This window comes from Lutimaribacter pacificus, from assembly GCF_900142185.1.
GTDB lineage: Bacteria > Pseudomonadota > Alphaproteobacteria > Rhodobacterales > Rhodobacteraceae > Lutimaribacter > Lutimaribacter pacificus.
In genome coordinates this window covers 473137-490614 of sequence record NZ_FQZZ01000001.1, presented here as the reverse complement: position 1 = coordinate 490614, position 17478 = coordinate 473137, and the positions used below count along the sequence as shown (strand labels likewise).

16 protein-coding genes are annotated in these 17478 nt (G+C 65.2%); 4 read left to right on the top strand and 12 right to left on the bottom strand.

All coding sequences use genetic code 11. The annotated features are described in order from the left end of the window. The first annotated feature begins 197 nt into the window (after positions 1-197). Positions 198-2093, top strand: a complete 1896-nt coding sequence (gene prpE, locus F3H87_RS02435; protein WP_149786623.1) for a propionate-CoA ligase PrpE — start codon at positions 198-200, stop codon at positions 2091-2093. An 88-nt stretch (positions 2094-2181) separates the two neighbouring features. Here the strand turns inward: prpE and F3H87_RS02430 are convergent, their stop codons facing one another. The 3 genes from F3H87_RS02430 to paaI all read right to left on the bottom strand — a co-directional run bounded on the left by F3H87_RS02430 (position 2182) and on the right by paaI (position 4575). Next, complete coding sequence (locus F3H87_RS02430) at positions 2182-2754, bottom strand: TetR/AcrR family transcriptional regulator (RefSeq protein WP_149786624.1); 573 nt, start codon at positions 2752-2754, stop codon at positions 2182-2184. Continuing rightward, complete coding sequence (gene paaK / locus F3H87_RS02425; protein WP_149786625.1) at positions 2754-4064, bottom strand: phenylacetate--CoA ligase PaaK; 1311 nt, start codon at positions 4062-4064, stop codon at positions 2754-2756. Before paaK ends, F3H87_RS02430 begins: the two co-directional genes overlap by 1 nt. Before the next feature lie 70 nt (positions 4065-4134). Further along, on the bottom strand, positions 4135-4575 hold the full coding sequence (gene paaI, locus F3H87_RS02420; protein ID WP_149786626.1) for a hydroxyphenylacetyl-CoA thioesterase PaaI: 441 nt from the start codon (positions 4573-4575) through the stop codon (positions 4135-4137). Positions 4576-4696: 121 nt separating this feature from the next. On the opposite strand from paaI, the gene paaZ reads away from it, so the two are divergent. The 3 genes from paaZ (at position 4697) to F3H87_RS02405 (ending at position 8020) form a co-directional block, all read left to right on the top strand. Continuing rightward, the gene (paaZ, locus tag F3H87_RS02415) at positions 4697-6718 is read left to right on the top strand and encodes a phenylacetic acid degradation bifunctional protein PaaZ (protein WP_149786627.1); all 2022 of its coding nucleotides are present in this window, start codon (positions 4697-4699) and stop codon (positions 6716-6718) included. Positions 6719-6845: 127 nt separating this feature from the next. Beyond that, positions 6846-7679 carry a PaaX family transcriptional regulator C-terminal domain-containing protein gene (locus F3H87_RS02410; RefSeq protein ID WP_149786628.1) on the top strand — a complete coding sequence of 278 codons (834 nt, stop codon included), beginning with the start codon at positions 6846-6848 and terminating at the stop codon, positions 7677-7679. Further along, on the top strand, positions 7676-8020 hold the full coding sequence (locus F3H87_RS02405) for a DUF2794 domain-containing protein (protein WP_149786629.1): 345 nt from the start codon (positions 7676-7678) through the stop codon (positions 8018-8020). The genes F3H87_RS02410 and F3H87_RS02405 overlap by 4 nt, the downstream gene beginning before the upstream one ends. A 245-nt stretch (positions 8021-8265) precedes the next feature. Here the strand turns inward: F3H87_RS02405 and F3H87_RS02400 are convergent, their stop codons facing one another. The 9 genes from F3H87_RS02400 to F3H87_RS02360 all read right to left on the bottom strand — a co-directional run bounded on the left by F3H87_RS02400 (position 8266) and on the right by F3H87_RS02360 (position 17368). Next, positions 8266-8601 carry a hypothetical protein gene (locus F3H87_RS02400; RefSeq protein WP_149786630.1) on the bottom strand — a complete coding sequence of 112 codons (336 nt, stop codon included), beginning with the start codon at positions 8599-8601 and terminating at the stop codon, positions 8266-8268. A gap of 2 nt (positions 8602-8603) precedes the next feature. Next, on the bottom strand, positions 8604-9197 hold the full coding sequence (locus F3H87_RS02395; RefSeq protein ID WP_188129134.1) for a hypothetical protein: 594 nt from the start codon (positions 9195-9197) through the stop codon (positions 8604-8606). Between the two features lie 69 nt (positions 9198-9266). Continuing rightward, the gene (locus F3H87_RS02390; protein ID WP_149786631.1) at positions 9267-9596 is read right to left on the bottom strand and encodes a hypothetical protein; all 330 of its coding nucleotides are present in this window, start codon (positions 9594-9596) and stop codon (positions 9267-9269) included. Then, positions 9593-11107: a phage minor head protein gene (locus F3H87_RS02385; protein ID WP_149786632.1), complete on the bottom strand. Its 1515-nt coding sequence runs from the start codon at positions 11105-11107 to the stop codon at positions 9593-9595. Before F3H87_RS02385 ends, F3H87_RS02390 begins: the two co-directional genes overlap by 4 nt. Before the next feature lie 495 nt (positions 11108-11602). After that, the gene (locus F3H87_RS02380) at positions 11603-13654 is read right to left on the bottom strand and encodes a TonB-dependent receptor domain-containing protein (protein ID WP_149786633.1); all 2052 of its coding nucleotides are present in this window, start codon (positions 13652-13654) and stop codon (positions 11603-11605) included. Positions 13655-13742: 88 nt separating this feature from the next. Continuing rightward, complete coding sequence (locus F3H87_RS02375; protein WP_149786634.1) at positions 13743-14501, bottom strand: iron ABC transporter ATP-binding protein; 759 nt, start codon at positions 14499-14501, stop codon at positions 13743-13745. Further along, a complete protein-coding gene (locus tag F3H87_RS02370; protein ID WP_149786635.1) occupies positions 14501-15463 on the bottom strand; it encodes an iron chelate uptake ABC transporter family permease subunit in 963 nt (320 codons plus the stop codon). Before F3H87_RS02370 ends, F3H87_RS02375 begins: the two co-directional genes overlap by 1 nt. Next, the gene (locus tag F3H87_RS02365; protein WP_149786636.1) at positions 15460-16464 is read right to left on the bottom strand and encodes an ABC transporter permease; all 1005 of its coding nucleotides are present in this window, start codon (positions 16462-16464) and stop codon (positions 15460-15462) included. The genes F3H87_RS02370 and F3H87_RS02365 overlap by 4 nt, the downstream gene beginning before the upstream one ends. A gap of 7 nt (positions 16465-16471) precedes the next feature. Beyond that, positions 16472-17368, bottom strand: a complete 897-nt coding sequence (locus F3H87_RS02360; RefSeq protein ID WP_149786637.1) for a siderophore ABC transporter substrate-binding protein — start codon at positions 17366-17368, stop codon at positions 16472-16474. Positions 17369-17478: the final 110 nt, after the last annotated feature.

Genomic DNA, 17478 nt, shown 5'->3' with positions numbered 1-17478 from the left:
ATTTCGCAGCAAGCCATCGCCCCTCCGGCCGGTTTGCAAAAATTTGCAGGTTCGTTTCGGTGATTTCTGCAAATTTCCTGCGGCCATCTGTCCGTTTGGGCGGTAACAGGCTTGCCCAAAAGGCGCCCCGTCACCTATCCCGATTGGCAGACAGCGCCACATAAGCCCCGGCGCCCGAGGGATGGAGGACAAAGACCATGACCACCTATGCCGAAACCTATCAAAGCTGGAAGACCGATCCCGAAACCTTCTGGATGCAGGCCGCCGAGGCGATCGACTGGGACGAGAAACCGTCACAGGCGCTGTTCGACCGGGGCGGCGACCTGTACGAATGGTTCGCCGACGGCAAGGTGAACACCTGCTGGAACGCGGTGGACCGCCACGTCGAAAACGGCCGCGGCGCGCAGGTGGCGATCATCCATGACAGCCCGATCACCGGCACCACGCGCAAGATCACCTTTGCCGAGCTGCGCAACCGCGTGGCCACGCTGGCCGGCGCGCTGCGCGCCAGGGGCGTCGAAAAGGGCGACCGCGTGATCATCTACATGCCCATGGTGCCCGAGGCGCTGGAGGCGATGCTGGCCTGCGGGCGGATCGGCGCGATCCATTCGGTCGTCTTCGGCGGCTTCGCGGCGCATGAACTGGCGGTGCGCATCGACGACGCGCAGCCCAAGGCGATCATCGCCGCCTCCTGCGGGCTGGAGCCGGGCCGCGTGGTGCATTACAAGCCACTGCTGGACGGCGCCATCGAACAGGCCGCCCACAAGCCCGATTTCTGCGTGATCTTCCAGCGCGAACAAGAGGTCGCAAAGCTGGAAGAGGGGCGCGACGTGGACTGGCACGCCTTTCAATACGGCGTGGAACCGGCGGACTGCCTGCCGGTCGAGGGCAACCACCCGTCCTATATCCTCTATACCTCGGGCACCACGGGCCAGCCCAAGGGCGTGGTGCGCCATACGGGCGGGCATCTGGTGGCGCTGAACTGGTCGATGAAGAACATCTACAACGTCGATCCGGGCGATACGTTCTGGGCGGCGTCCGATGTCGGCTGGGTCGTCGGCCACAGCTATATCTGCTACGCCCCTCTGATCCACGGCAACACCACCATCGTGTTCGAGGGCAAGCCCGTGGGCACGCCCGATGCCGGCACCTTCTGGCGGGTGATTTCCGAACATAACGTGCGCAGCTTCTTTACCGCGCCCACCGCCTTTCGCGCGGTGAAACGCGACGATCCCAAGGGCGAGTTCGTCGGCAAATACGACCTGAGCGCGCTGCGCGCGGTCTACCTGGCCGGGGAACGCGCCGATCCCGACACGATCAACTGGGCGGCGAATGTCCTGGGCAAGCCGATCTACGACCACTGGTGGCAGACCGAAACCGGCTGGACCATCGCCGGGATGCCCGCCGGGATCGAGGCGCTGCCGGTCAAGCTGGGCAGCCCCACCGTGCCGATGCCGGGCTATGACGTGCAGATCCTGGACGAGGCCGGCCACCCGATGAAACCCGGTGAACTGGGCGCGATCGCCGTCAGACTGCCGCTGCCGCCGGGCACGCTGCCGACCCTGTGGAATGCCGAGGACCGGTTCCGCAAATCCTATCTCGACCATTTCCCCGGCTATTACGAAACCGGCGACGCGGGCATGATCGACGAGGACGGATACCTCTACATCATGGCGCGCACCGACGACGTGATCAACGTGGCCGGGCATCGCCTGTCCACCGGCGCGATGGAGGAGGTGCTGGCCAACCATCCCGACGTGGCCGAATGCGCGGTGATCGGCATCTCGGACGAGTTGAAAGGCCAGTTGCCGGTGGGCTTCGTCTGCCTGACCACCGGGGTGAACCGCCCGCATGACGAGATCGTAAAGGAATGCGTAGCGATGGTGCGCGACCAGATCGGCCCGGTCGCGGCGTTCAAGCTGGCCTGCGTGGTCGACCGCCTGCCCAAGACACGCTCGGGCAAGATCCTGCGCGCGACGATGGTCAAGATCGCCGATGGCGAAGAGTTCAGGATGCCCGCCACGATCGACGACCCCGCGATCCTGGACGAGATCGCCGCGGCGCTGAAAACCATCGGCTATCCCAGGGGCTGAGCCATCGTTCCGGCGGTGCGCGGGGGCTGACCGCCGGACGCCTCCGGCGGGAGTATTTGCGGAACGATGAAGGGGGCCGGGGTGCCCCTCAGCGCAGCGCAGCCAGCCCGCCCATGACGAAATCGGCCGCAAGGTCGGCATAGTCGGCGCGGCTCAGCCCCTTGCCGGGGCGGTGCCACATGTAGAACCAGTTGAGGATGCCGAAAACGGTCATCGTGGCCGCGCGCAGCCGGTCGGGGGACAGGTCCGGCGAGGCGGCGTGCACCGCGTCGGACATGATCGTCACCAGCCGCCGCTGATGGGCGATCAGCGGGGTCTGCTTGTCGTGGGGCAGCACCGACAACGCGTCGAGCTGCAGCTTGTGCTCGGCATCGGCATCCTCGTAGGCGGACAGGATGGCGCGGATCAGCCCGCCTATGCCCTGCCCGCGCGCGGCCTCGACCGTTGCGACCAGCGCGCCGAGGTGATCGTCGAGGATGTCGAAAAGCAGATCCTCTTTCGACGGGTAATAGTGATAGATCAGCGCCTTGGACACGCCGCAGGACCGCGCCGCGCCGGTCATGCTGGCACGGTCGAAGCCATGGCGCGCGAAATATTGCGCGGCCCCGTGGCGCAGGGCCGCGCGTTTCTCGTCGTGATCGCGGGCCAGACCCCGGGCCATCAGTTGCGCCCGGGGCGGTTGTCGATGATGCGCACCGCCTTGCCCTGGCTGCGCGCCACGCCGCCCGGATCGAAGACGTGGATTTCCACGCTGATGCCCACCGTCTGCTTGATGCGATGCGCCATGTCGCGCGCCGCGGCCTCGCGGCCCGAGGGGCCGATGCCTTCGCAGGCCTCGCAGAGCACGCGCATCGCGTCCATCCGGCCCTTGCGGTGCAGTTCGATCTGGAAATGCGGGGCAAGGTCGCGGACCTGCATCAGCACCTCTTCGATCTGGGTGGGAAAGACGTTGACGCCGCGCAGGATGATCATGTCGTCGCTGCGCCCCGTCACCTTTTCCATCCGCCGCATCGTGCGCGCGGTGCCCGGCAACAGCCGCGTCAGGTCGCGCGTGCGGTAGCGGACGATCGGGAATGCCTCTTTCGACAGCGAGGTGAAGACAAGTTCGCCCAGTTCGCCATCGGGCAGGACCGCGCCGGTGTTCGGGTCGATCACCTCGGGGTAGAAATGATCCTCCCAGATGTGCAACCCGTCCTTGGTTTCCACGCATTCATTGGCGACGCCGGGGCCCATCACCTCGGACAGGCCGTAGATGTCGACGGCGTGCATGTCGAACGCCTCTTCGATCTCGCGGCGCATGGCGTTGGTCCAGGGTTCGGCCCCGAAGATCCCGACCTTGAGCGGCGATTTGCGCGGGTCCAGCCCCTGTGCCGCGTATTCATCCAGGATCGACAGCGCGTAGGACGGGGTGACGGTGATGCCGGTGGCCTGGAAATCCTCGATCAGGCGCACCTGGCGCGGCGTCATCCCGCCCGAGATCGGCACAGTGGCCAGCCCCAGCTTGTCGGCGCCGAGGTGGATGCCCAGCCCGCCGGTGAACAACCCGTAGCCATAGGCGTTGTGCAGCAGGTCGCCCGCCCGCAGCCCCGAGGCGCGCAGCGACCGCGCCACCACCGTGCCCCAGACATCGAGGTCATTTTGGGTATAGCCCACCACGGTCGGCTGCCCCGTCGTGCCCGACGAGGCATGGATGCGCTGCACCTGCGCGCGCGGCACGGCGAACATGCCGAAGGGGTAATTGTCGCGCAGGTCGGTTTTGGCCGTGAACGGGAATTTCGCCAGGTCCGACAGGCTGTGCAGGTCGTCGGGATGCACACCCGCGTCGTCGAAGCTTTGGCGATAGAACGGCACGTTGTCATAGGCGTGGCGCAGCGACCATTTCATGCGGTCGAGTTGCAGCGCCGAAATCTCGTCGCGGCTGGCGGTTTCGATCGGCTCCAGATCGCCGGGTTTGGGGGACAGGTCTTCCATCACGCAGCCCCCGCCGAAGGGGCGCGGCCCCGGTTCGCGCCGATGCACATGGTGCAGATGATTGGCGTTGTCATGCCTCGTCCTCCTCCTCCTCGAAATGCTGCCCGGACAATTGCCGCGACAACCCGCGGAACAGCGCCACCTTGCGGCCGTCCTGCCCGGTGACCACCACGTCGTAGACGCCCGAGCGGCCGCTCAGGCTGATCTCTTCGGCGGTGGCGGTCAGCCGCTCGCCCCCCTTGCCCGGGGACAGGAAGGTGATGGTGTTTTCCTGCGCCACGACCATCCTGTTATGGCTGTTGCAGGCAAAGGCGAAGGCGCTGTCGGCCAGCGTGAAGATATAGCCGCCGTGACAGATGCTGTGGCCGTTCAGGTGGTGGTCGGCGACCTCCATCGACAGCACCGCCCGGCCGGGGCCGATCTCGTCGATCCGCGCGCCCAGCCACTTGCTTGCGCGGTCGCCCTCCCACATCGCCGCCGCCGAACGGCGGGCACGCTCTTCTGGCGTCATCCGGCCCTCCTCCTGTTCCTTGTGGAAGCGTGCACAAAACCGACCGCACGGTCAAGAGTATTGCGCGACGCCGCGCGATGCGCCATGCTGCCCGGGCACATGGACAGCGGGAGGACAGGACATGCTGAGACCGGAAAGCTATGCCTGCGGGCAATGGATCGCGCCGGGCGATACCGCGCAAGAGATCGTCGGCCCGGTCAGCGCAACCGCCATCGCGCAGGCCGGCGGCACCCCGCTGGATTTCGCCGCGATGCTGGAGCACGCCCGAACCCGCGGCGGCCCCGCCCTGCGCGCGATGACCTTTCACCAGCGCGCCGGGATGCTCAAGGCGCTGGCGGGCTATCTCGATACCCGCAAGGAGGAACTTTATGCCCTGAACCCGCTGACCGGCGCGACAAGGCAGGACGGCGCGGTGGATATCGACGGCGGGATCGGCACGATGTTCCTGTTCGCCTCGAAGGGGCGGCGCGAGATGCCCGACGGCCATGTCTATATCGAGGGCGATATCGAGCAGCTGTCGCGCAAGGGTACGTTCCTGGGCCAGCATATCGCGGTGCCGCTGCAGGGCGTGGCGGTGCATATCAACGCCTTCAATTTCCCGGTCTGGGGGATGCTGGAAAAGCTGGCCCCGGCGCTGCTGGCGGGCGTGCCCTGCATCGTGAAGCCCGCAACGCAGACCTGTTACCTGACCGAGGCGTGTTTCCGCATGATCGTCGAGTCCGGCCTGTTGCCCGAAGGCGCGGTGCAACTGGTGATCGGGCGCACCGGCAACCTGCTGGAGCTGCTGGGCGCGCAGGACGTGGTGGCCTTTACCGGATCGGCCGACACCGCGCTGATGCTGCGCCAGACGCCGGGGCTGCTGCGCAACGCGGTGCGGTTCACCAGCGAGCAGGACAGCCTGAACGCCGCGATCCTTGGCCCCGACGCCACCCCCGGCAGCGCCGAGTTCGACCTGTTCGTGAAAGAGGCGGTGAGCGAGATCACGGTGAAGGCGGGCCAGAAATGCACCGCCATGCGCCGCCTGATCGTACCCGAAGCGCAGGTCGGTGACGTGGCCGACGCACTGGCCGACAGGCTGGGCCGGATCACCATCGGCGACCCGGCGGACAAGGCCACGCGCATGGGCGCGCTGGCCGGGTTCGCGCAGCGCGACGACGTGACCGCACGGCTGGCGCAACTGAAGGCCGAGGCCCGGGTTGTCTGCGGCGACAGCGCGCCGGACCTGCCGGGCGCCTTCCTGTCCCCCACCCTGCTGGCCTGCGCCGACCCGGACGCGGCCAGCGCCGTGCATCGGGTCGAGGCGTTCGGCCCGGTGGCCACGCTGCTGCCCTGCCGCGACACCGCACATGCGGCGCGGCTGGCCAATGCGGGCGGCGGATCGCTGGTGGCCTCGCTGTTCACCCACGATCCGGGCGTGGCGCGCGAGGTGACGCTGCACAGCGCGGCGCATCACGGGCGGCTTTACATCATGAACCGCGACAGCGCGGACGAGGCGACGGGCCACGGCAGCCCCCTGCCCCACATGGTCCATGGCGGACCGGGCCGCGCCGGCGGCGGCGAGGAACTGGGCGGCGTGCGCGGCGTGCTGCACTACATGCAGCGCAGCGCCATCCAGGGCAGCCCCGACATGCTGACCGCGATCACCGGCACCTGGGTGCGGGGCAGCGCCGAGAAAACAGGCCCGCAGCACCCGTTCCAGCGCACCTTCGGCGAAATCGAAATCGGCGAAACGCTGAACACCGAGGCGCGCGAGATCACGCTGGAGGATATCGAGCATTTCGCCCGCTTCACCGGCGACACCTTCTATGCCCATATGGACGAGGACGCCGCAAAGGCGAACCCGTTCTTCCCCGGCCGCGTGGCGCATGGATACCTGCTGCTGTCCTTTGCGGCGGGACTGTTCGTGCAACCCGATCCGGGGCCGGTGCTGGCCAATACCGGGCTGAACGGGCTGAGCTTTCAGAAACCCGTCAGCCCCGGCGACAGCATCGCCGTGCGGCTGACCTGCAAACGCAAGACCGCACGCACCAGGAGTTATGGCGAGGTGGCGTGGAATGCCACGCTGACCAACCAGCATGGCGAACAGGTGGCGGAATACGAATTGCTGACCATGGTCAGCCATGACCGGCCTGCCGGTGCCTGAGCCCCGAAGGGCCGGTCCCGGCGGTGGGGCCGGGATGCCTGCGGCGCGAGTATTTCCGGCAAGATGAAGCAGGGCGCGCGCATCGGGGGCGGCTTTTCTCTGGCCCCGCAAGGCGGTAACAAGGGGCATGGACCCGCTTGCCCCCCTGATCGACACCCTGCACGCCGACGGAAGGCTGCGCGTCTGGTCGCTGGTGATCACCGTTTTCGGCGACAGCGTGCAGATGCGCGGCGGCCGTGTTTCGACCGCGCGGCTGCAAAGGCTGCTGGGGCGGATCGGGGTGGAGCCCGGCGCGCTGCGCACCGCGCTGTCGCGGCTGGGGCGCGACGGCTGGGTCGAAAGCGAGCGCGACGGACGGCTGAGCCATTACCGGCTGACGGGATCGGGCCGGGCGAAGTTTACCGACGCCACGCATCGCATCTATGCGCCCCCCACGGGACCGGTGGCGGATTGGGCGCTGAGCCTTGACGAGGTGCCGGATACCGGCGCGCTGCATCTGGGCGGGCTGGCGCTGCGCCCGGCCACGGCCCCCGCGCCCGCCGCACGGTTCCGTATGACCGGTCGGATCGAGATGCTGGCGCCGGGGCTTGGCCCCGAAATCGCGACGCCCGGACACCTGGCCGCGCTGGCCGCGCTGCGCCGCGACCTGGACGCGCTGTCGGGGATCGTGCCCGCACCGCTCGAGGCCGCCGCCGCGCGCACGCTGCTGATCCATCGCTGGCGCCGGATCGTGCTGCGTTTTCCCGACCTGCCGCCGCCGCTGCTGCCGCCCGGATGGCACGACGAACCCCGCGCCGCCGTGGCCCGCGCCTGGCATGGGCTGAGCCCGCAGGCCGAGGCGTGGTGGGATCAAACCGCGGGCGACCTGCCCCCGATGCCAGCCGCCGATCCCGGCCTTTGGACGCGGTTCGGCGGAAAAAGCTTGATTGATCGGGCAGAGGGCGCAACTCTGACACCATGACGATCCAGACCCCCACGCCGATCCCGCCCCGTCCCATGCCCGAGCAGGTGGCCTTCGACCGCCGTGAGCTGGGGGTGATCCTGGGGCTTTACGGGCGCATGGTGGCCGCCGGGGAATGGCGCGACTACGGCATATCGCATCTGCGCGACGCGGCCGTTTTCTCGGTCTTCCGGCGCACGGCGGAACATCCGCTCTACCGGATCGAGAAACACCCCAAGCTGCGGCTGAAACAGGGGCAATACGCGGTTGTCGGCATGGACGGGCAGATATTGAAGCGTGGCCACGACCTGAAAACCGTGCTGCGCGTGCTGGAGCGCAAGCTGATCCGCGCGGTGGAGTAAGGCCAAAGGCCGGTCAATCGCCGCAGCCCTGTGGAGTGGCGATGAAAAGCACCAGATAGTTCTGCCTTTATCGTCAGAAGCATTGCCTCTGACCGCGCGGCATACCCCGAAGCGGCCATTCGCTGCGACTGGCGCGGGCGTCGGCAGTACGGGACGGAGCACCATTTCGCTGCGGTCGCACCAATGGCGGCTCAGGGTTGGCAGGGCAGAAACGTATATTTTTTTTGACCAAGCTTCTCGGTGATTTAAGGCTGTTCAGCCCAAACCTTGTAGTCGAACAGGGCGCCGTCCTTCTTGGCAAACTGAACAGTTTCGCGCACATATGTGGCGGAACGTTGGGGATCGAAATGATTGAGCCAGTGTTCGGGGTCGTCGCCGATTGGAGCGGGCAAGATGCCGTAGGTAACGTCCAATGGAGACTGCCAGCCCTCAGCTCCTACTCGGGCCACCTCCATGCGGGAAACACCATAGCCGCAAGACGCCAGATAAACATTGAAGGAAAGCAGCTCGGCCTCGGATATCCAATCCGTTCCACCGCCCGTCTCAGCCTGTGCAATAAGAGTTTCAAATCGTTCGTTCATGATCACTCCAGTGGTCGAATGATGTCTCTCGGGGTGTTTTCATTGTCGCCGAGCTGGACATTGCGGTTGCTTACAGCAATGACGTTACCATCGGGGTCCAAAAGAACCCAATGGCCATCCTGGCCTGTCAACAGGGTCATATCCTGCCCTTTGTATCTGCCACGCCCTTCGACAAAGCCGCTCAAGTCGGGACGCGGATTGGCGATGATATCGTCGATCTGCTCAGCTGTGTGACCTTTGCCGGCGATGTATTCTTGCCCGTTCCCCTTCGCGCCATGAGGAAGAATGCTGTTGCCGTCAGGTGTCGTTGTGGTCCCAGGTCGAGCGTCAACGATATTCGGCCCCGCTTCATCCGGGATCGGCGTAGAGACGATGTTGTCGTTCGGATCATCAGGAGTTGGCGATCCGGTGTGGTTCGGCAGACCAAGCTCTTCAATCGGATAGGTTTCAAGCCATTGCTCGACCCGTTCCAGAGTGAAGCCCGGCAGTTGCCCCAAGCGGCGTTCATCCTCCGTAAGTTCCGGGAAAACCTCGACCCAGCCCTGCGTCAGTTCGCCATCCACCGCGGTAAGAAGGTATGCGTCCAACGCGGCCAAGGCGTCTGCCGCGAGCTGGCACGCCCACTCTGCGGCTTTTAACAACCTTGGCTACGGATCGCCCAATCGTCAGGGTTGCTCTGCCCAGACCTTGTAGTCGAACAGCGCGCCGTCTTCCCTGGCATACTGAACCTGCCTGCGAACATAGGCGGCGGAGCGAACAGGATCGAAATGATGCATCCAGTGCTCATCATCGCCGCGAAAAGGCTGCGGCGTTACTCCATAGCCATGATTAGGCGCAACTGTCCCGCCTTCTGCCCGCGCAACCTCCATGCGCGAAACGCCAAAGCCCCGCGCAGCAAGGTATTCGTTGAACTCCAGCAGCTCAGCCTCGGAAATCCATTCCGTTCCTGCACCCGTTTGCGCCTGCGCAATAAGGGTTTCAAATCTTGCGTTCATGGTTGCTCCAATGGCCGAATGATCTCACCGGGATAGTTTTCTTTATGGCTCAACGGCAAGTTGCGATTGCTCGTGGCAAATACATTCCCATCTTCGTCCAGTTTGACCCAATGACCGTCCGGCCCAGTCAACAGTCTTACATCCTGTTCTTTTAGGTGACCACGACCTTCGACAAAACCGCTTAGGTCAGGACGCGGATTGGCAATGATATCGTCAATCTGCTCAACATCGTGGCCTTTGAGGCCAATATACTCCTGCCCGTCCCCCTTTGCGCCATGTGGCAGGATGCTGTTGCCGCCCGGCGTCGTTATCGTCCCGGGCCGGGCTTCGACGATATTCGGCCCCGTCTCGTCCGGGATCGGGGTTGAAACGATGTTGTCGGTCGGATCATCGGGGATCGGCGATCCGGTGTGGTTCGGCAGGCCCAGTTCTTCAAGGGGATAGGTTTCAAGCCACTGCTCGATCCGTTCCGGGGTAAAGCCAGGGAGTTGCCCAAGGCGGCGCTCGTCTTCGGTCAGTTCGGGAAAGACTTCAACCCAGCCCTGCGCCAGATCGCCGTCCTGAAGCCGCAAGTTCCCGCGCGCGAATGCTGCCCCCGCCGCCTCTATGAAATCCTGCAAAGCGCGTTGTTCGGCGGGGTCGCCGCCAACGCCCGTTTCCAGGATGGTGCCGGGGTTCATCAGCTCGTAGAGCGCAGCCGCCTCAGCACCGATACGTGCAAATTCAGGGTTTTTGGGCAAAACAGGGTATCCCCCGCTACCGATCCCTTCCTGAACGAGCGCATAGGCCGTCGCGGCGAGGCGGCCTTCGATGGTCATCACATCGATCCCCAGTCGCGCACCTGCCTCATCCACACGCCGATCACGCACGGCGTCGAGCCAGCCCTGCAACGCGTCAGACGCGAGAAGCGCCGCACCAACGCTGGTCAGGGCGCGCAAGCCACGCATCGCCTCCGTCAGATCGAGAGCGGGGACACCATTTGCCGTGGTTGCAAAGTCAGCGAGCACCACATGGCTCTGAACGCCCGGCAACACAGGCTCGGCGTAGCACCTGCAATTGTGTGCCTCGCCGGGATGCCCGCCCTCCGGTGGATTGTTCCAGCGGAATACGCGGTCGTCATAGGCCGCATGACTGCCACGCACCTTGGCATCATCTCGCGAGCGCCAGATGTATTGCTGAATCCCCAAGTTTTCCTGCCGCTGCTGATTTATCAATCCCGCAAAAGCCCGAACGAGACGTTCTTCCATGACTGTTCGCAGTGGCCGCAACCGTTGCGGATGGTTTTGGTATTCGCCGAATATAATCTCAAGGCGCGCGTCCCAGGCGTCGAGCGCTTCTGACTTTGCGTCTGACACATCCCGCAACTCAGCTTCGGAGACAGTTGGCACTGTGTCAGGCGGGGTCAGCGCGTTCAGGAGCATCCGAGTGTTTTCGGAAATCACCTGGTCGAGGCGTTCGCTGAAATCGGCCCGTAGAGCTGTGTAGTCAGGAAATGTCGACTTGAGCGACAATCCTACGCGGCGGCCAATCAGATGACCGTGTCGCTGCACGATCTCGTACTGGCCGTCACCGCCGTGCCTTAGGAAGTGGCTGAAACTGTGTTGCGTGGAATCTCCGAAAGCGTGCCGGAAATGTTCTATTCACAATTGGTAAAGAAAGCCCAAGACCACCGTTCGCAACTTTTTTTGCGGAGAGCAACGCATCCTGGTTGCATTGGAGCCAGACATTCATGCACGGCGCAGCATCCGACAAAATGGGCTCGATCCCGTCCTTCGCCGCGATCTGCCTGAACGGCAGCTTCGAGTGCAGGCGGCCGCGATGTGACACATGAGAGGCAAGCCTTTCTGACGAAAGAGGCAATCTCGACTCCGCGCCGAGATTTTGCCGCTCTGTTTTCAAACGAGATTCTTGCGCCCCGGAGGCAGAACTATGTGACCCCCGCCAGGCGATCACGCTTGCCATGACCGCCCCGCAGGGTCCCGCGGGGCGGTCACGCCGGGGGCAGATCAGAAGGAGCTGGTCAGCCCGAACCAGTAGGTCCGCCCGGATTGGTAGGTGTTGTTGTCGCTCGCGTTGATCGAGGCATTCGCCACGTTGTAGATGGCCGCGTTCAGCACGAGGTTGGGATTGACCTGATAGGACAGCCCGACATCCAGGGTCGTGTAGGGATCGTATTCGTAGGCGATCACCCCGCCGCTGCTGTCATAGGCATAGGGCGTGCCGTTGCTGCCGATCCGCGCGCCCGAGTTGACCTCGGCGCCGTGATAGGTGGCCACGCCCCAGGCATCGAGCCCCGATACCGGCGTTGTCCAGTCGAGCCGCAGGCTGGCCGCGTGTTTCGGCGTCCGCGACAGCGGCAACCCGGCATAGGTGCCGGAATCCTGGCTCGAATCCGTGAAGGTGTAAGAGCCCCGCAGCGAAACCGCCTCGGACAGGTCCACGCCCAGCGTCAGCTCGACACCCTGGATCGTGGCGTCCTGCACGTTGTAATATTCCCAGCGGTTGTAGGTGGTCCCCGCCACGGTGATCGGGATGCCGGTATTGAAGTTCTCGATCTTGTCCTCGAACTCGGTACGGAATGCCGTCGCGCCGAACTCGAAATTGCCGGACTGCCAGAGCGCCGACAATTCGTAGTTGGTGCTCGATTCCGGCTTAAGATCGGCATTCGAGACGATCACGCCGGCGCCGCGTTGCGTGGTGTAGTAATAGCCCGGCACGGTCTGGCGGATCGACGGTGTGCGATAGCCGGTCGAGATACCGCCCTTGATCGTCAGTTCGGGCATCGCATTCCACACGGCGTAGAGCCGCGGGGTCACTTCCCCGCCAAACGCATCGCTGTCGGTATAGCGCACCCCGGCCGTAAGCGCGAAATCGGAGGTGATCCGCCATTCGTCCTCGGCGAAGATGGCCCATTCGTCCGACGCATAGGTACGGTCGATGCCATCGCCCAGGCCGGGGTTCTGGTCGGTCAGCTCGGCGCGGCGGAACTGGAACCCGCCGACGAAGGTATGCTCGCCGGCAAGCGTGAAGGGCGTCGTCACCTTGCCGTCGACGACCGAGTTCACGATTTCCGGCGACCGGGGATTTTCGACGAAATAGCCCGGGGCCCAGTCGTAATTGGTGCGCTCGCCGAACTCGCGCTGAAAGCTCAGTTCGGTCGTCGTGGTGCCCCAGTGCCCGACATAGCTGAGCGCAATATCCTTGCGGATATTGTCCTGCCGGTCCGGGTCTGCCGTGGGGTCGAGGCTGTAGCCCGGATTGGTGAACCGCTTGATCCTGGTCCGGCCGTATTCCAGCGCGATCTCGTGATCATCGGTGGGGGTCCAGGTCAGGCGCCCGCTGATGTCGAAATCCTGCTGCTCGGCCGGGCCGTCGAGGATCGAGGATTCGTCGCTCGTCAGGCGGCGCCCCCAGAGCTGGAGGCCCAGCTTATCCTGGACGATCGGCCCGTTCAGGTAAAAGGACAGCTGCCGCGACGCCGGGTCGTCGTCGTTCTGGGGCAGCCGGGTTTCGGCGGTGACGGACCCCGTCCAGACCGGCGTGACCTTCTTGGTGATGATGTTGATCACACCGCCCATCGCGTCCGAGCCGTAAAGCGAAGACATCGGTCCCCGCACGATCTCGATACGCTCGATGGCGGCCATGGGCGGGATGAAGCTTTGCTCGAATCCGGCCGAACCGTTGGTCCGGCTTTCGCGCGTGCCCTGCCGTTTGCCGTCGACCAGGATCAGGGTGTAATCGCCCGGCAGGCCCCGGATCTTGATGTCTTTTTCATTGGCGACGCCGGTCGTCGTGACACCCTGCACTTCGCGCAGCGCGTCCGAAAGGGTGGTGACGTTGGTTTTCCGCAGCTCGTCGCCGGTCACCACGGTAACCGAGGCGGGCGCGTCGGTCACGTTCTGGGTGAAGCCGCCGGCGGTGATGGTGATGGTTCCCAGATCGAACAGCTCGTCCCCCGGCGCGCCCTGCGCCATGGCTTCGCTGGCAAGCACGCCGGTCACGGCAATCGCTCCGATCGCGGCCGAGGTTCTGAGGTGGCGTGATACTGTCCCGTTCATGTTTACGTCCTTTCGTCGTTGTCGGGCCCGGGAGGTCTGGCTAGTGGCAACAGGCACTTGGCGGGACGGGCGGTGAAAATCATCAGGGTCAGCCGAACACATCGACGATCAGGCGTCCGTCGATGGTGCTGACGTTTATGTCCATGCCGTAAAGCGGTTTCAGCAGCTCCGCGCGGATCACCTCCGGCACGGTTCCGGTATGGACGACACGGCCCGCCTGCATGGCGATCACGTGATCGGCGTGGCGGGCGGCGAAGTTCAGGTCGTGCAGGACGACGACAACCGTCTTGCCCAGCTCGTCGGCCGCGCGGCGCAACAGGCGCATGACCGCGACGGCATGGTTGATGTCGAGACTGTTCAGCGGTTCGTCGAACAGCGCGTAATCGGTGTCCTGCGCAAGCACGAGCGCGATGAAGGCGCGCTGGCGCTGCCCGCCGGACAACTCGTCGAGAAAACGGTCCTCGAACCCGTCCAGCCCGACAAGGCCAAGCGCCTCGTCCACCTTGGCCTGGTCGGTGGCGGTCAGGCGGCCCCGGGAATAGGGATAGCGGCCAAAGGCGACCAGATCGCGGACGGTCAGGCGCGCGGTCAGCGCGTTGTCCTGCCGCAGCACCGCAAGACGGCGCGCAAGGGCATCGGATTTCAGGCTGCGGATGTCGTCGCCGTCCAGCAGCACGCTGCCCGCGCTGGGTGTGTCCAGCCGGCTGATCAGCGAAAGCAGCGTCGATTTCCCCGCGCCGTTCGGGCCGATGATGGCCGCAACGCCACCCTTCGGCAGGTCCAGCGCGTCGATATCGAGCACCGGCTTCGCGCCATAATGTTTGGAAAGGTCTTGCACCCGGATCATCAGCGGCGGCCTATCAACAGAAGGATGAACAGAATGCCGCCGACGAATTCGACGACCATGCCGACGGTGCCGGTAAAGCCCAGCAGCCTTTCCAGCACGACCTGGGCGCCAGCCAGCAGGATGAAGCCGAAAAGGATCGCCAACGGAACGATCATGCGGTGCGGCGCGCCCGGAAGGACCCGGTAGGCGAGGTTGGCCACCAACAGCCCGAAAAAGGTGATCGGCCCGACAAGGGCGGTCGAGGCCGCGACCAGAAGGGTGACGACCACGAAGGTCTCGAATGTCAGGCGGCGGTGATCGACGCCCACAGCGATCGCGCCGTTGCGGCCCAGCATCAGCGCATCGAGGGCCGGCAGGCGGACCCGGCACCAGACGCCCGCGCCAAGGATCAGCATCGCGGCCCAGACCTGATCGGTCCCGCTCGCGCCGCTGAAACTGGCAAAGACGCGATCCTGCAGCACCAGGAATTCGCCCGGGTCGATCAGCCGTTGCAGCAGGCCGGCGAGGGAGCGGAACAGCACGCCGCAGATCACCCCGACCAGCAGCAGCAGTTCCAGGGATCGCGCGATCCGCGTGAAAAGCAGCCGGTAGAGCGCCAGCGAAAACAGGGTCATCGCGCCCAGTTCCGCGGCAAAGACAAGCCGGGGATCGAATTGCGCCACCCGGGCCGAGCCCAGCAGAAACACCCCGGCGGTCTGGATCAGCACGAAGAGCGCGTCGAATCCCATGATCGACGGCGTCAGGATGCGGTTGTCGGACATCGTGTGGAACAGCACCGTGGACAGCGGTACGGCGCAGGCCACCAGCGCGATGGTGATCAGCTTGTCCCCCCGAAAGGACAGCACGAAAGACCAGTCGCCAACCGCCCCGACGGTCAGGAAGGCGACGACCAGCGCGGCGCCGACCAGCACCGACGCGCCGGACACCTGCCGGGCGCGGGTGGTTCTCGCCTCGGGGCTCATCTTGCCTGCCTCGACAGCAGAAGCCAAAGAAAGACCACCGCGCCCAGAACGCCCATCGTCACGCCGATGGGGATTTCATAGGGGTGAAAGATCAGCCGCCCGAACAGGTCGCAGGCCAGCGTGGCCGACGCGCCCATACAGGCGACCAGCGGCAGCGAACGGCGCAGGTTGTCGCCGCGCCAGCGGGCGACGATATTCGGAACCACGAGGCCGAGGAAGGGGATGAATCCGACCGTCACGACGATGACCCCGGTGACCGAGGCGGTGATGCTGATACCGATGGCCAGCACGAGTGCCGGGTTCAGCCCCAGCCCCCGGGCCATGTCGTCGCCCAGCCCCAGAACGGTAAAGCGGTCGGCCGCCAGCCAGCCCAGGGCGGTCGCCCCGGCGGCGATGTAAAGCAGCTCGTACCGGCCCTGAAGGACGACCGAGAAATCGGCGGTCATCCACGCGAACAGCGATTGCATCAGATCATAGCGATAGGCGATGAAACTGGTGGCCGAGCCGACGATGCCCCCAAACGCGATCCCCAGAAGCGGCGGCATCAGCGGCGAGCGCAGATCGACCGCCCGCAAAAGCAGCAGGAACATGGCCGTCCCGATCCATGCGCCCGCGGCCGCAAGGGCCAGGCGCGCCATCGGCGCGGCGTCGGGCAGGAACAAGAGCCCCATCAACAGCCCGAAACCGGCGCAATCGACCGTGCCCATCGTCGAGGGTTCGACAAAGCGGTTGCGTACCAGCCGCTGGACGATGGCGCCCATGATGGCCGAGCTTGCCCCCGCCAGGACCAGCGCCGCCGTCCGGGGCATCCGGCTGACCATCAGCACCTCGCGCGCATCGGCATCGGACAGGATGCTTGACCAGCCGATCCCGGTCGCACCGACCAGCACGCTTGCCGCGGCAAGCACACCGAGGACCGCCAGGGCCAGACCGGCACGAAACACCGCGCCGTATTTCGGCCGCGTCCAGTCAGACGCGGCCGCAGTCACACGGGCCGTCATCGGATCGTCAGTCTTCAAGTTCGGAAGAAATCTGGCTCAGCGCGCGATCCAGCGCCCGCGGGCCGGCCCCGACCAGATACCAGTCCGCCGCGTCCAGGAAGACGACCTGCCCCTTCTGCCAGGCGGTCGTGCGGCGCACCAGCGGGTTGTCGAGCATCTGCTCGGCGGGCTGCCCGTCGCGCCCGATCGCCGCATCCCGGTCCACGACGAAGATCCAGTCGGGGTTGGTTTCCAGGATGAACTCGTTGGAAATCGGCTGGCCATGCGTGCCGGCCTTGACCTGCTCCAGCGCGGGGGTAAAGCCCATTTCGTTGAAGATCGTGGCGAACCGGCCCTGCGCACCATGGGTGCTCATCCGGCCGCCGGTGGTCAGGATCACCAGCGCGGTGCCGGCATCCGCCGCCCGTTCACGGACCGAGGCGAATTTTTCCTCCAGCCCGGCAAGAAGGCCGGCGGCCTCGTCCTGCTTGTCGAAAAGCCCGCCGAGCGTGGTCATGTTCCGCGTCAGCGAGGCGACAAGCTGCGTGGCGTCCGTCGTCAGGTCGATCGTCGGCGCCATGGCGGCGACCTCGTCATATTTCGTGCTCGACCGGCCGGCGACGATCACGAGGTCGGGCGACAGCGCGGCCAGCTTTTCGATATCCGGCTCGAACGGGCTGCCAAGCTGGGCGTAAGGCGCCTCGGCATAGGCCGAAAGGTAAGCGGGCTTGAACCCCGCCGTGACCCCCGCGACCGGAACCTCAAGCGCGTCGAGGATATCGAGGATCGCCAGGTCCAGCGTCACGACCGTTTCCGGCACCGCGTCCAGCGCGACCTCGCCCCGTGCTGTCGATACCGTGGTTTCCTGTGAGTGCGCCAGGGTGGCGGTTGCGCAAATCAGTGCCGCGCCAAGAAATCCTCGCATGATGGATACTCCGATGGTTGCCTGTGGCCAGATCCGGGCGGGTTATCACGGTCGCGTGATCATCCGCCCCTATTCCTGAGTGTTTTATTCGGCTATCTGAACAGGCAGCC

Coding starts and splice junctions, on each gene's coding strand:
- prpE (WP_149786623.1), top strand. CDS start 198: ATGACCACCTATGCCGAAACCTATCAAAGCTGGAAGACCGATCCCGAA.
- F3H87_RS02430 (WP_149786624.1), bottom strand. CDS start 2,754: ATGGCCCGGGGTCTGGCCCGCGATCACGACGAGAAACGCGCGGCCCTG.
- paaK (WP_149786625.1), bottom strand. CDS start 4,064: ATGGAAGACCTGTCCCCCAAACCCGGCGATCTGGAGCCGATCGAAACC.
- paaI (WP_149786626.1), bottom strand. CDS start 4,575: ATGACGCCAGAAGAGCGTGCCCGCCGTTCGGCGGCGGCGATGTGGGAG.
- paaZ (WP_149786627.1), top strand. CDS start 4,697: ATGCTGAGACCGGAAAGCTATGCCTGCGGGCAATGGATCGCGCCGGGC.
- F3H87_RS02410 (WP_149786628.1), top strand. CDS start 6,846: ATGGACCCGCTTGCCCCCCTGATCGACACCCTGCACGCCGACGGAAGG.
- F3H87_RS02405 (WP_149786629.1), top strand. CDS start 7,676: ATGACGATCCAGACCCCCACGCCGATCCCGCCCCGTCCCATGCCCGAG.
- F3H87_RS02400 (WP_149786630.1), bottom strand. CDS start 8,601: ATGAACGAACGATTTGAAACTCTTATTGCACAGGCTGAGACGGGCGGT.
- F3H87_RS02390 (WP_149786631.1), bottom strand. CDS start 9,596: ATGAACGCAAGATTTGAAACCCTTATTGCGCAGGCGCAAACGGGTGCA.
- F3H87_RS02380 (WP_149786633.1), bottom strand. CDS start 13,654: ATGAACGGGACAGTATCACGCCACCTCAGAACCTCGGCCGCGATCGGA.
- F3H87_RS02375 (WP_149786634.1), bottom strand. CDS start 14,501: ATGATCCGGGTGCAAGACCTTTCCAAACATTATGGCGCGAAGCCGGTG.
- F3H87_RS02370 (WP_149786635.1), bottom strand. CDS start 15,463: ATGAGCCCCGAGGCGAGAACCACCCGCGCCCGGCAGGTGTCCGGCGCG.
- F3H87_RS02365 (WP_149786636.1), bottom strand. CDS start 16,464: ATGACGGCCCGTGTGACTGCGGCCGCGTCTGACTGGACGCGGCCGAAA.
- F3H87_RS02360 (WP_149786637.1), bottom strand. CDS start 17,368: ATGCGAGGATTTCTTGGCGCGGCACTGATTTGCGCAACCGCCACCCTG.